The following is a 13,488-nucleotide window of genomic DNA, read 5'->3' on the forward strand; positions in this document are numbered from 1 at the left end:
CACCGCGCGAGCTCCGTCCTCAAAGGTAGGCAGCCCGTCGGGCGGAGCGCCACCGGCCGACTCGAGCGCGGTCGGGATCGGCGGCGTCCCGGCGCGCCGGATCCGCCGCAGGGCCGTCTCGCCGAGCCCGGCGGTCGAGCCGGTCCGCTCCTCCCACAGGCCCCAGGCCAGCGACAGACCCGGCAGGCCCGCCGCGCGGCGCCGCCGCGCGAGGGCGTCGAGGAAGGCGTTGGCGGCGGCGTGGCCGCCCTGCCCGGCGTCGCCCAGGATCCCCGCCGAGGAGGAGAACAGCACGAACGCCGACAGGCCGACGGCGCGGGTCAGCTCGTGCAGATGCCACGCGGCACCGGCCTTCGCGGCGAGGACGGCGCGGATCCGCTCGGGCGTCAGCGACGCGACCACGCCGTCGTCGAGGACCCCGGCCGCGTGCACGACACCGCGCAGCGGCGCGTCGCCGGGAATGGCCGCCAGCACCTCGGACAGGCGCGCCCGGTCCGTGACGTCGCAGGAGACCACCGTGACCCGCGCGCCGAGAGCGGCGAGGTCGTCCCGCAGCCGTCCGGCGCCCGGCGCCCGCGCTCCGCGGCGGCTCACCAGGACCAGGTTCCGGATGCCGTGCCGCTCCACCAGGTGCCGCGCGACGATGGCGCCCAGGCCGCCGGTGCCGCCGGTGACCAGCACGGTCCCGTCCGGATCCCACACGGTGGGGCTCGTCTCGGCGACCGCGGCCGGGGCGAGGCGCGGGACGTGCGGGACGCCGCCGCGAAGCGAGATCACGGGCTCCGCGCTCGTGACCACCGCGTCCAGAGCCCGCTCCGACGCCGCCTCACCGTCACTGTCCACCAGCTGGAAACGCCCCGGGTGCTCGCTCTGCGCGCTACGGATCAGACCCGCCGCGGCGGCGCCGCCCAGTTCGTCCGCGCGTGTCACGAACACGACCCGCGCGTCGCCCGCCGGGGGCTCCGCCGCGAGGGCTTCCCGCACCGCCGAGAGCGCCCGGATCGTGACCTCGGACGGGTCTTCGCCGTCCAGGCGGACCACCTCGGGCACCGCGCCGCCGGGCACGGCGCCGTCATCGGTGAGCGCGACCGGTGCCCACCGCAGGGCGAGCAGGTCCCGGTCGGAGCCGGTGGGCCGCCGTGCCGGGCGGGAGACCAGCGACCCGATCACCGCGACGGGCGCCCCCACGGCGTCCGCCAGCAGCACCGCCGTCCCCTCGCCGGCCGGACGCACGCGGACCCGCCCCACCCGGGCGCCCGACGCGAACACGCTCACGTCCGAGAACGCGAACGGCACCTCGACGTCGCCGCGTGCCCCCTCGGCGAGCGTGGTGACCTGCAACGCCGCGTCCAGCAAGGCCGGGTGGACGGCGAAACCGGCCGCGTCCAGCCCCTCGGGCAGCCCGACCTCCGCGAACCATTCCGGCCCGCGCCGCCACGCCGCGCGGAGCCCCTGGAAGGCGGGGCCGTACTCGTAGCCGCGATCGGCCCAATGCAGGTAGGTGCCCTCTACGTCCACGGGCTCGGCGTCCCGTGGCGGCCACGCGGCGAGGTCCTCGGCCGGACCGGGCGGCCGGTCCGCCAAGGATCCGCGCGCGTGGCAGGTCCAGCCGTCCTCTCCGCGCGCGTGGACGGCGGCGGGGCGGCGGCCCGACTCGTCCGCCTCGCCGACCTGAACCCGCAGGTCAACGGCGCCCGAGAGCACCAGCGGGCGCTCCAGGGTCAGTTCCTCCAGGTGGGAGCAGCCGACCTCGTCACCGGCGCGGATCACCAGGTCCACCAGCGCCGCCCCGGGGAGCAGGGGGACGCCCGAGAGCGCGTGGTCGGCCAGCCACGGGTGCGAAGCGGCCGACACGCGGCCCGTCAGGACCACGCCGCCCGACTGCGGCAGCGCCACCGCCGCCCCCGCCAGCGGATGCCCGGCCGCCGCCTGCCCCAGCTCCGCCGCGTCCCCCGTCCCGGCCTCGGCCTCCAGCCAGTAACGCCGCCGCTGGAACGCGTAGGTCGGCAGCTCCACGGGCGACGCGCCCGGGAACTCGGCGGCCCAGTCGACGTCCACTCCGCCCACGTGCGCCTCGGCGAGCGAGGCCAGCATGCGCGGGACGCCGCCCTCACCACGGCGCAGGGAACCGACGACGACGCCGGTGACACCGGCCTCGTCGAGGATGTCCTGAACGCTCATCGTGAGGATCGGATGCGGGCTGCACTCGACGAACGTCGCGCAGCCCTCCGCGACGAGGGCGGTCACCACGTCGGCGAACCGCACGGGCTCGCGGCAGTTGCGGTACCAGTAGGCGGCGTCCAGCTCCGTTCCCTCGATGGGCGCCGCCGTCACCGTCGAGTACGTCCGCACCCCGGAGTTCATCGGGGCGATCGGCGACAGCACCCGCAGCAGGTGGTCCTCCAACTGCTCCATCTGCGCGGAGTGGGAGGCGACGTCCATCGGCAGCCTCCGGGCCCGCACGCCCCGCGCCTCGCACTCGCCGAAGAACTCCTCGACGGCGCCGGGATCGCCGGACACCACCACCGACGCCGCGCCGTTCACGGCGGCCACCGACAGCCGCCCGTCCCACCGGGCCAGGCGCTCGGCCACCTCCGCGCCGGGCATCGCGACCCAGATCGTCGCGCCCAGCCCGGACAGCCGGACCAGGGCCCTGCTGCGGGCGGCGATGATCCAGGCACCGTCCTCCAGGGACAGCGTCCCGGCGACGCAGGCGGCGGCGATCTCGCCCTGGCTGTGCCCGATCACCACGTCCGGCTCGACGCCGTGGGCCCGCCACACCTCCGCCAGCGACACCATGACGCCCCACAGCACGGGCTGCACGACGTCGAGGCGGTCCAGCGGCGGGGCGCCGTCCGCGCCGCGCAGCACGTCGGTGATCGAGAAGTCGACGAAGGCGCCCATCACCCGGTCGCACTCGGCGAAGCGCTCGGCGAACACGGGCTCGGACTCCAGCAGCCCGAGCGCCATGCCCTCCCACTGGCTGCCCTGCCCGGGGAAGACGAACACCGCGGGCCCGTCGGCGACCACCGATCCGGTCACCCCGCCGGGCGGGGTGCCGCCCTCGGCGAGCACGTCGAGCGCCGCCGCCAGTTCGTCCCGGTCCGTACCCGTGACGACCGCGCGGTGGTCGAAGCGGGTGCGGGTGGTCGCGAGCGACAGGCCGGTGTCCGCGACCGGCACCGCGCTCCCGCCGTCCCGGGCGAACGCCGCCAGCCGGGCGGCCTGGGCGCGCAGCGCGGCCGGTGTCCGCCCCGAGACCACCCAGGGCACCGGACGAGGCGCGCCGTCCTCCTGCTCTGCGCCGCCGTGCCCGCCCCCGGCCGCCGGCACGGGTTCGAGTTCGGTTTCGGGTTCGCCCTGGAGGATGAGGTGGGCGTTGGTTCCCGACACGCCGAACGACGACACCGCGGCCCGCCGGGGACGGCCGGTCTCCGGCCAGGGAGCCGCCTCGGTCACCAGCTCCACCGCGCCCGAGGACCAGTCCACCCGCGGGGTCGGCGCGTCCACGTGCAGCGTCGGCGGCACCGTCCCGCGGCGCATGGCCTCCACCATCTTGATCACGCCCGCCACACCGGCGGCGGCCTGCGTGTGACCGAGATTCGACTTGACCGATCCCAGCAGCAGCGGGCGGCCCTCCGGGCGCTCCCGCCCGTAGGTCGCCAGCAACGCCTGGGCCTCGATCGGGTCGCCCAGCGCCGTCCCGGTGCCGTGCGCCTCCACCACGTCCACGTCCGCGGGCGTCAGGCCCGCCGAGGCCAGCGCCGCCCGGATCACCCGCCGCTGCGCCGGGCCGCTCGGCGCGGTCAGCCCGTTGGACGCGCCGTCCTGGTTGACCGCCGACCCGCGCACCACCGCCAGCACCTGGTGCCCGTTGCGGCGTGCGTCCCCCAGCCGCTCCAGCACCAGCATCCCCGCGCCCTCGGAGAATCCCGTGCCGTCCGCCGCCGCCGCGAACGCCTTGCACAGCGCGTCCGGCGCCAGGACGCGCTGCCGCGAGAATCCCACGAACGTCCCCGGGCTGGACATGATCGTCACACCGCCCGCCAGCGCCAGCCCGCACTCGCCCGCGCGCAGCGCCTGCACGCCGAGGTGCACCGCCACCAGCGACGACGAGCACGCCGTGTCGATCGTCATCGCGGGGCCCTCCAGCCCCAGCGCGTACGCCACCCGGCCGGAGATCACGCTCGGCGCGACCCCGGTGGTCAGGTGCGCCTCCAGTCCCGCCCGCGCCTCGGCCAGCCGCGGCCCGTACTCCAGCGGCTCGGCGCCCACGTAGACGCCGACCGGCGCGCCGCGCAGCGCGGCCGGGTCGATGCCCGCCGTCTCCACGGCCTCCCAGCAGGTCTCCAGCACGACGCGCTGCTGCGGGTCCATCGCGGCGGCCTCGCGCGGCGAGATCCCGAAGAACTCCGCGTCGAAGCCGCCGGGGTCGTCGAGGAAGCCGCCGCGCCGCGCGTAGGTGGTGCCCGGGACGTCCGGGTCGTCGTCGAACAGCGACGCCAGGTCCCAGCCCCGGTCGTCCGGGAACTCCGACAGGACGGTGCGTCCCTCGGCCACCACCGACCACAGCCCGGAGGCGGACGACACCCCGCCCGGGAACCGGCACGCGATCCCCACGATGGCCACCGGCTCGCCGGCGGCGCCGGGGCCGGGCGTGCCGCCGGTCTCGCGCTCGGCGCCGCCGAGAAGCTCGCCGAGCAGGAAGTCCGCCGCCCGCTCCGGCGTCGGATGGTCGAACACCAGCGTCGGCGGCAGCCGCAGCCCGGTGGCCTCCTCCAGCCGGGTGGCGAGGCGCAGCCCGGCCAGCGAGTCGAAGCCGAGGAGCCGGAAGCTCCGCCCGGCGCCGACGCGGTCCGGTGCCCCCGGCCGCGCCTCCCGCAGCACCGCGGCGGCCTCGTCGCGCACCAGGCCCACGAGCAGGCGGCGCCGGCCCGCGGGCGTGAGGCCCTCCAGGTTCCGTACCAGTCCGGGGTCGCTCATGGGGTGCTCCATTCACGGTGCGGTTCCAGGCGGGACACCGACACCACGGCGCCGTCCCGGAGCGTCACCTCGCGGGGGGCCGGGCGGCCGAGGAAGGCCAGCGGGCTCGCCGTGACCCCGTAGGCGCCCGCGTTGGGCACCGCGAGGACGTCGCCCGCCGCGGGCGGGACCAGATCGGCGTTCCGGGCGAGGACGTCGCCGGGCGTGCACAGGGGCCCGGCGAGCGTCACCGGCTCGGCCACGGCGCCGCCGGGCGGCGCTCCGCCCGCCCGGCCGGGCGTGATGTCCGGCGGCAGCAGCCTTCCGAGGCCCGCCATGCCGCCGAACGCGTTGACGCCCGCGTCCAGGACGGCGAATACGCGGCCGCGGCTGCGCTTGACGTCGGTCACCGACACCAGCAGCGTGCCGCAGCGGGCCACGAGGTGCCGTCCCGACTCGAACGCGATCTCCGGCTCGCCCCGGCGCCATCCCGGCAGGTCCCGGTCGAGGGCCTTCTCCAGGGCGCCGCGCAGCCCGCCGTAGGAGGGACGGGGGCCGGCGACGCCGTAGGGCGCGGCGAACCCGCCGCCGAGGTCGAGCAGCCGCAGCGGCAGGCCGTGCCGCGCGCGCAGCCGCGCCGCCGTGGCGATCGTGTGCTCGAACTCGGAGATCAGCGTGTCCTCGTCGGCGGCGTTGCTGAGCGGGAAGAAGTGGGCGCCGGCGAGCCGCGCGCCGGGCACCGCCGACAGCTCCGCCAGCGCCTCGGGGAGCGCCTCGGCGTCGAACCCGAACTGGGACGGCCGGCCCGCCATCGCGATGCCGGACGGGGCGCCCGCGGGGGCGCCGTTCACCCGCAGCAGGCAGTCGGCCGTGACGCCGTGCACCGTCGCGGCGCGGCCGATCCGGCGCAGGTCGCCCGGCGACTCGGCGGAGAACGTCCGGACCCCGGCCGCGAGGGCCGCCGCGAGCTCCGCGTCCGTCTTCCCCGGCCCGGTGTAGAGGCAGTCGCCGCCCGCGTACCCGGCGGCGAGCGCCGCCGCCAGCTCCCCCTCCGAGCTGATCTCCGCGCGGCAGGGGCGGCCGGTCCCCTCCCGCAGCGCCCGCGCGACGCCCGGATGGGGGTTGGCCTTGAGCGCGTAGTAGAGCGACGCGGACGCGGGCAGCGACGCGGTGAGGTCGTCCCGGGCGGCGGCGGCCTCGTCGAGGTCGTAGACGTACAGCGGCGTCCCGTACCGCTCCGCCAGTTCCCCGGGCGTCACCGGACGCCGCCTTCCAGCATCGCCGCGACCTCCAGGCGCGCGTACTTGCCGTGCGCGGTCAGCGGCAGCTCCTCGACGACCTCGCAGCGCGCGGGGACCTTGGCCGGTTCGAGCCGCCGGGCCAGCTCCCGCAGCACCAGGTGCGGCGGCGCGTCGCCGATGACGACCAGGGCGAGGTCGCGGTCCCCGCCGGGCGGGACCGCGACCGCCGCCCGCACGCCCGGGACGTCCAGGGCCGCGTTCTCGATCTCCAGGGTGCTCATCCGGATGCCCTTGCGCTTGAACATGTCGTCGCGGCGGCCCTCGAAGTAGAGGTGGCCGTCCTCGTCGAGGCGGCCGTAGTCGCCGGTGTGGAGCCGCGCGCGCCCGGCCTCGTCCCGGCGGAAGGTCCGGGCGGTCAGCTCCGGCAGGCGCCAGTAGCCCGGCATCACGTGCGGCCCGACCGCGACGATCTCGCCGGTCGCGCCCGGCGGCACCGGCGCGCCGTCCGGGCCGAGGACGAGCACCCGCGTCCCGGGCAGCGGCGGGCCGACCGACCCGGGCCGCTCGTGCTCCCGCTCCGGCGGGACGATCGAGACGCGCTTGCACTCGGTCTGCCCGAACTGCCGGACGACCGTCGCGCCGGGGAACGCCGCGCGCAGCGCCATGGCCGTCGCCCGGGGCAGCGCCGCGCCGGTGTTGGTGAACATCCGCACGGACGCGGGCCGCGCGGGTTCCCGCGCGGCCAGCGCGACGAGCATCTCCGCCAGCGACGGGACCAGCGGCACGACGGTGGCGCCCGTCTCGCGGATCCGCTCCAGCAGCCGCAGGTCCGACTCCTCACCGGCCAGGACGATCTCGCAGCGCGCCAGGCACGCGAGCAGCACCTTGTAGAGGCCGTAGTCCCACGAGATCGGGAAGCGGCAGAACACCACGTCGTCGGGCCGGTACTCCAGCACGGCCTGGATCGAGGCGGTCGCGAACGTCATCTGCGCGTGCGGGCACACCACGGCCTTGGGCGACGCCGTGCTGCCGGAGGTGTAGACGAGGACCGCGACGTCGTCCGGCCGCACCGCGGCGCTCGCCGCGCCTTTCGCCGCACCGCCCGGGCCGGGCGCGGCGGGCCCGGCGTGCGTGATCTCCTCCCACGCCGCGCCCAGTTCCAGGAGCGGGGCGGCGACGGCGTCCGCGATCGGGCCGAGCGTCCCCGCCGGCACCACGACCAGCCGCGGATCGGCGTTGGCCAGCACCTGGCGGAGCTGGAACGGCTTCGTGCCGGGGTTGATCGGCACGAACGTCGCGCCCCGCCGCACGATCCCGAAGTAGAGCGCCACCAGTTCCCGGGTCCCCGGCGACTGCACGACGACGCGGTCGCCGCGGCCGATGCCGCGCCGGGCCAGCCAGGCGTCCACCAGGCGGCTGTGCCGGTCCAGTTCGGCGTAGGTCCAGCGGCCCGCCGCGTCCCGCACGGCGGGCGCGTCCGGGGCCGCCGTGGCGGCCCGGTCCAGCAGCCCGTGGACGGTGCCGCCGTGCGATCCGGCGGGACCGGCGGCCGCCAGCCCCTCGGCCAGCCGCGTCAGCGTCCGGCGGTCGGTCTTGCCGTTGGGGTTCGCGGGGAGCGCCTCCACATGGTGGATCCGGCGCGGGATCATCCGGTCGGGGAGCCGCCCGCGCAACGCGTCCGCGAGGTCGCGCGGCGGCGTCGGGCTCCCGGTGTGGAACAGCACGAGGTCCGCCGTGTCCCCGCCGTCGATCGCGACCGTGACGGCGTCCTCGACTCCGGGGCAGGATCGCGCCGCGTGGTCGATCTCCCCGAGCTCGACGCGCAGGCCGTGCACCTGGACCTGCGTGTCCATCCGCCCCAGGTAGGCCAGCTCGCCGCCGGGCAGCCGCCGGACCCGGTCGCCCGTGCGGAACCAGCGCCGGGAGGCGTGCTCCAGGAAACGGCCGCGGTCGTCGGCCGGGTCGAGATAGCCGCGGGTCATCTGCGGTCCGGTCACGCACAGCTCGCCCTCGCCCTCGCCGGCGACCGGCTCGCCGCCGGGGCCGAGCAGCAGATGGTCGTGCCCCGGATGGATCCGCCCGATCGGAACGATCCCGTTGACCGCCAGGGCCGGGGACGCGCCCGGCGACCAGCGGTGACCGGACACGGTGATCGTCAGCTCGGTCGGCCCGTACAGGTTCTCCACCACCGCCCCCGGGGCCGCGTCCTGCCAGGCCGCCGCGTCCACGGCCCTGAGCGCCTCGCCCGCGAACAGGGCGCGGCGCAGCCCCGGCAGCGCCCCGGCCCGCAGCCCGCCCGCCCGCCGGACGAGCGAGATCACGCCGGGCGTCGAGAACCACGTGGTGAGGCCGTGCTCGGCCGCGAAGCCGGGAAGGTCGCGCAGGGCCCCCGGCGGGACGGCGAGCAGCCGCGCGCCGCCACCCCACGCGGCGAACAGGTCGAAGATCGCGCAGTCGAAGCTCAGGTCGAAGGTCTGCGAGACCACGTCGCCAGTACCGATGCCATGGCGCTCGGCCACGTGGCCGAAGTAGGCGTCCGCGCCGCCGTGCGTGATGGGCACGCCCTTGGGACGTCCCGTCGAGCCCGACGTGAACAGGATGTAGGCGTCGTCCCCCGCCGCCGCCTTCGCGGGCTCCTCCGCCGCCTCCGCCGGACGCACCGGGACGAGCCGCGAGCCGGGGACGGCCCCGGTTTCCAGGAGCGGCGCGGTGTTCAAGATCGGCAGGGTGTTCGGGACCGGCACGGGCGACGCGGCGAGCGCCGCCGCGCCCGCGTCGTCCACGATCAGGGCGGCGGCCCCCGCCGCGGCCAGCGCCGCCCGGTTCCGGGCGGCCGGGAAGTCCGGGTTCAGCGGGACGACGGCCGCGCCGGCGTACAGGCCCGCGAGAACGCCCAGATAGCCGGTGACGGACCGGCCGGCGAGGATCCCCACCGCCGCGGGGCGCCCGCCGAGCGCCGCGCACAGCGAACCGGCCCAGGTCAGCGCGGTCTGGTGGGCCTGGCCATAGGTCAGGGTCTCCGTCCCGGCCTGGACGGCGGGCCGTCCCTCGGCGAGACCGAGGCCGCGCAGGAACCATCCGTGCAGCCCGAAGCCCCCGCCCCCGGGCCCGTGCTCGCCCCCGTGTCCGCTCATGCGATCTCCCGGAGGACCTTCCAGAGGGTGCCCGCCGTGCGGAACGTCCGCGGCGTCAGCGCCTCGTCCCGGAACCGCACCGCGTAGGCGTCCTCCAGCTCGACCAGCAGCGTCACGGTCCCGAGCGAGTCCAGCCCGTGGTCGCGCAGCGGCAGCTCCGGGGTGATCTCCTCGCCGGGCGCGAGAAAGGGCAGGTGACGGCGCAGCACCGTCTCGAACGCCGGGTCGGGCCATGACCCGGCATCGGCGGGAGTCCCGATGGGGGGCTCGGTGGAGGGCTCGGTGGAGGGCTCGGCATCAGCGTCGAACATCGGATCCTCGATTCGTGTCGGTCGCCCGCGCGGTCCCGTGCAGCAGGGCGGTCCTCGGCCCGGCGGCCACGACCTCGAAGGCCGCGCGGGCGCACGTCACCCGGCCGAACAGCCGGTCGGGGCCCGCCACGCACAGGGTCGTCACGCCGAGCCCGCGCAGCGCGTCCATCGTGGCGGGCCAGCGCACCGGCCGGACGAAGCCGTCGAGCAGCAGCCGCCGCACGTCCCCGGCGGTGCGGACCAGAGCGCCGTCCTGGTCGCTGACGAAGGGCAGCGCGGGGTCGGCCAGCGGCTGGTCGCCGAGGATCCGCTCCTCGGCCAGGTCGCGCAGCCCGCCGAGGACGCCGGAGTGCAGCGGCGGCCGCATCACGTAGATCGGGTACGCGCCGATCGCGCGCAGCCGCCGCTGGAACCAGTCGAGGTCGGCCTCCCGCAGCGTGACCAGGAAGATGTCGTCGTCGACGTGGCAGGAGACGTCGTACCAGCCGCCGCGGTCCGCGAACTCGGCGAGGATCTCGTCCAGCTCCTCCCGGGGCGCCCGCGCGAACGACTGGGTGACGACGTCGCGGTGGTGCTCGGCGAAGTACTCGGCCACGCACCCGGCGAGCCGGTCGGTCAGCGCCACCGCGTCGGCGAACGGCAGCGCGCCCGCGTACACCGCGGCTGCCCGCTCCCCGAAGCTGGCCCCGGTGCACACGCCCGGCTCCAGTCCCAGCTCCGTCTCGGCCCACCGCGCCAGCGCGACGCAGCTGACCAGGAAGCAGACCTGCGCCGCGGCGCCGTAGTCGGCCGTCCCGGCGCGCAGCTCCTCCAGCGGCGGGCGGCCGAGCACCCGGCCGGCCTCCTCCAGCAGCTCCCCGGCGGTCGGGTCGATCATGAGGAACTTGCCGACCTCGGCGAACTCCAGCGGGCCCATGCCGGGGAACGCCATCGCGGTCAGCCCGCCCGCCGGCGCCCCCGTCGCGGGCTCTGTCGCGGGCTCCGTCCCCGGCCCGGTCACCGTCACCGCGTCACCTCCCCGAGAAAGCCCGCCACGACGTCGAGGAACCGCTCGGGCTCCTCGATGTGCGGCAGGTGACTCGACTCCTCGAAGACCTCCCACCGCGCGTCCCCGATGCCGTCCCGGAAGGGCCGCACCGCGGCCGGCGTCGCCTCGTCGTGGCGTCCGCTGAGCACCAGGGCCGGCACCGCGATCTCGGGCAGCAGCTCCTCGACGGACCAGTCCCGCAGCGTCCCGGTCACGTGGAACTCGTTCGGCCCGTTCATCGTGTGGTAGACGGTCGGGTCCGTGTGGATCTCCAGGTAGGAGGCGGTCAGCTCGTCCGGCCAGGGCACGCGGCACACGTGCCGCGCGTAGAAGACGCCGACCGCGTCCTGGTACTCGCCGGCGCCGGTCGTCCCGGCGGCCTCGTGCCGGAAGAGCGCCGCCTGCGCCTCGGGCGGCAGCGCGGCGCGCAACCGCGCCGCCTCCCGCCGCCACAGCGGCATCGACGCCGGCGCGTTGGCGATGACCAGCGCGCGCAGCCCGGACGGCCGCCCGGCGGCGTGCGCGGCGGCGAGCATCCCGCCCCAGGACTGCCCGAACAGGGCGTAGTCGCCGGCGATTGCGAGAGCGCCGAGAAGATTGGCCAGCTCGTCCAGGAAGAGTTGGACGCTCCAAAAATTCGGGGGACGTCGCGGCAGATGCGTGGAACGGCCGTTGCCGAGCTGGTCGTAATGGACGACCGGCCATCCCCGATCGGCCAGCGCGGTCAGCCGTAACAGATAATCGTGCGTGCTTCCCGGACCTCCGTGCAGGACGACGAGCGGCGTCCGGCCGGACCCGGTATCACCGGTCACCCGGTACCAGGTCTCATTGTCGCCGAATCGCACGGTCCCCTCGGCGGTCGCGCATGGAAATCTCATGCCGCGCCCTATTCCGCGACGATGCGGAATCGGTCGATCTCGCTCCGGAACCGTTCGCGTTTCTCCGGGTCGGTCACCCCGTGCCCCTCCCGCGGGGCCAGGCACAGAATTCCGATCTTCCCCTGGTGCTCGTTGCGCTGGACGGCGCGCACGGCGTGCGGCGCGGCCCGCAGCGGGAACGTCCGCGACAGCGTCGGGTGGACGCGCCCGGCGCGGACCAGCTGGTTGGCGCGCCACGCCTCGTGGTAGTTGGCGAAGTGCGAGCCGATGATCCGCTTGAGCTGCGTCCACAGGTGGCGGTTGTCGAAGTAGTGGTCGTACCCGCTGGTGGACGCGCAGGTCACGACCGCGCCGCCGCGGCGGGCGACGTACACGCTGGCGGCGAACGTCTCCCGGCCGGGATGCTCGAACACCACGTCGGGGTCGTCGCCCCCGGTCAGCTCGCGGATGCACGAGCCGAGCCGGCGCCACTCCTTGCGGTCGGGCACGTGCTCGTCCTGCCAGAACCGGAAGCCCTCCGCCGCCCGGTCGATGACGAGCTCGGCGCCCATCGCGCGGCACAGGTCCCGCTTGGCGTCCGAGGAGACCACGCACACCGGCCGCGCCCCGCCGTTGAGGGCGAGCTGTGTCGCGTACGAGCCGAGGCCGCCGCCGGCGCCCCAGACCAGCACGACGTCGCCCTGCTTCATGTCGGCCCCGTTGCGGGAGACGAGCTGGCGGTAGGCGGTGGAGTGGACGAGCCCGGAGACGGCCGCCTCCTCCCAGGTCAGGTGCTCCGGCTTGGGCATGAGCTGGTTCGCCCGCACCAGCGCCAGCTCGGCCAGGCCGCCGAAGTTCGTCTCGAAGCCCCAGATCCGCTGCTCGGGGTCCAGCATCGCGTCGTCGTGCCCCCGCGGGTCCTCCAGTTCGACCGACAGGCAGTGCGCGACGACCCGGTCGCCCGGCGCCCACCGGGTCACGCCGGGCCCCGTCCTCAGCACGATCCCCGCGAGGTCCGAGCCGAGGACGTGGTAGGGCAGGTCGTGGCGGCGGGCCTGGTCGGAGCGGCGCCCGTACCGTTCCAGGAACTCGAAGGTCGGCAGCGGCTCGAACAGCGACGACCAGACGGTGTTGTAGTTCACCGAGCCGGCCATGACCGCGACCAGGACCTCGCCGAGCGCGAGCTCGGGGACGGCCACGGACTCCACGTGCAGCGACCGGCGCGGATCCCGGCCGGCGACCGGGACCCCCTCGAACATCCCGGCCTCGTCCTTGTGCACGGTCAGCGCCGTGTAGGAATCCGGAATGGGCAGCGCGGCCCACTCCTCCCTCGTCGTCCCCGGTGTCGCCGCGGCCTGAACAATCTCTCGCATGAAGCGCCCCCATGCTCGTGTCGCTGCGGGCAGCGTCGCACCCGTCGCGCCCGGCCGACAATGCGCGAACAGCGAATACATGAGCACGGGTACAAGATCAGGGGTGCCCCCTATTTTCTCGCAACCCCTACTCTGGCCGCCGGGAATTCTCCGACCCCTACTAATGGCCCGGCGCCCCTGGAATGGGACAAAATTCCCCGCCGGCGCGTTAGGCTGTGATCCCGTGTCGAAGGTTCCGGACCTCGCGAAGCGATTGCTGGTCGGCCGGGCGTTGAGCAGCGCGGAACAGCATGAGCAGCTTTTGCCCAAGCGCATCGCGTTGCCGGTGTTCGCCAGTGACGCCCTGTCGTCGGTGGCGTACGCGCCGCAGGAGATTCTGCTCGCCCTGGGGGTGGGCGGGCTGGTGATGTACCGGTACACGCCGTGGGTGGCGGCGGCCGTGGTGGTGATCCTGCTCACGGTGGTGGCGTCGTATCGGCAGAATGTGCGGGCGTACCAGTCGGGTGGGGGCGACTTCGAGGTCGCCACGGAGAACCTGGGCGGGAACTGGGGCGTGGTGGTGGCCAGCGCGCTGCTGGTCGAC

7 protein-coding genes and 1 pseudogene are annotated in these 13,488 nt (G+C 75.7%); 1 reads left to right on the top strand and 7 read right to left on the bottom strand.

What is annotated here, in order from left to right; genetic code table 11:
- From E1291_RS31725 to ccrA, 7 genes are all read right to left on the bottom strand, one after another.
- Positions 1-4,983: type I polyketide synthase (locus tag E1291_RS31725; RefSeq protein ID WP_165495372.1), on the bottom strand; the 4,983-nt coding region annotated here is incomplete at its 3' end.
- Positions 4,980-6,221 (bottom strand): type III PLP-dependent enzyme domain-containing protein, encoded by a 1,242-nt coding sequence (locus tag E1291_RS31730; protein ID WP_131741764.1) that lies wholly within the window; start codon positions 6,219-6,221, stop codon positions 4,980-4,982. The genes E1291_RS31730 and E1291_RS31725, both read right to left, overlap by 4 nt.
- On the bottom strand, positions 6,218-9,337 hold the full coding sequence (locus E1291_RS44290; protein ID WP_242614499.1) for an AMP-binding protein: 3,120 nt from the start codon (positions 9,335-9,337) through the stop codon (positions 6,218-6,220). Before E1291_RS44290 ends, E1291_RS31730 begins: the two co-directional genes overlap by 4 nt.
- The gene (locus tag E1291_RS31740) at positions 9,334-9,648 is read right to left on the bottom strand and encodes a phosphopantetheine-binding protein (RefSeq protein ID WP_131741765.1); all 315 of its coding nucleotides are present in this window, start codon (positions 9,646-9,648) and stop codon (positions 9,334-9,336) included. Before E1291_RS31740 ends, E1291_RS44290 begins: the two co-directional genes overlap by 4 nt.
- Positions 9,635-10,654 carry an ACP S-malonyltransferase gene (locus E1291_RS31745; RefSeq protein WP_242614500.1) on the bottom strand — a complete coding sequence of 340 codons (1,020 nt, stop codon included), beginning with the start codon at positions 10,652-10,654 and terminating at the stop codon, positions 9,635-9,637. Before E1291_RS31745 ends, E1291_RS31740 begins: the two co-directional genes overlap by 14 nt.
- Positions 10,651-11,553, bottom strand: a complete 903-nt coding sequence (locus tag E1291_RS31750) for a proline iminopeptidase-family hydrolase (RefSeq protein ID WP_131741766.1) — start codon at positions 11,551-11,553, stop codon at positions 10,651-10,653. Before E1291_RS31750 ends, E1291_RS31745 begins: the two co-directional genes overlap by 4 nt.
- An 8-nt stretch (positions 11,554-11,561) precedes the next feature.
- Positions 11,562-12,905 (bottom strand): crotonyl-CoA carboxylase/reductase, encoded by a 1,344-nt coding sequence (gene ccrA / locus E1291_RS31755; protein ID WP_131741767.1) that lies wholly within the window; start codon positions 12,903-12,905, stop codon positions 11,562-11,564.
- A 223-nt stretch (positions 12,906-13,128) separates the two neighbouring features.
- Between ccrA and E1291_RS31760 the strand changes: the two are divergent.
- Positions 13,129-13,488, top strand: a pseudogene (locus E1291_RS31760) (DNA-binding protein); the annotation flags it as partial.

Origin of the sequence: Actinomadura roseirufa (assembly GCF_900659635.1) — a bacterium.
GTDB classification, from domain to species: domain Bacteria; phylum Actinomycetota; class Actinomycetes; order Streptosporangiales; family Streptosporangiaceae; genus Spirillospora; species Spirillospora roseirufa.

What these genes read in the sequence shown, in the direction of transcription:
- E1291_RS31740 (WP_131741765.1), bottom strand. Translation starts at nt 9,648, where the DNA reads ATGTTCGACGCTGATGCCGAGCCCTCCACCGAGCCCTCCACCGAGCCC.
- E1291_RS31750 (WP_131741766.1), bottom strand. Translation starts at nt 11,553, where the DNA reads ATGAGATTTCCATGCGCGACCGCCGAGGGGACCGTGCGATTCGGCGAC.
- E1291_RS44290 (WP_242614499.1), bottom strand. Translation starts at nt 9,337, where the DNA reads ATGAGCGGACACGGGGGCGAGCACGGGCCCGGGGGCGGGGGCTTCGGG.
- ccrA (WP_131741767.1), bottom strand. Translation starts at nt 12,905, where the DNA reads ATGCGAGAGATTGTTCAGGCCGCGGCGACACCGGGGACGACGAGGGAG.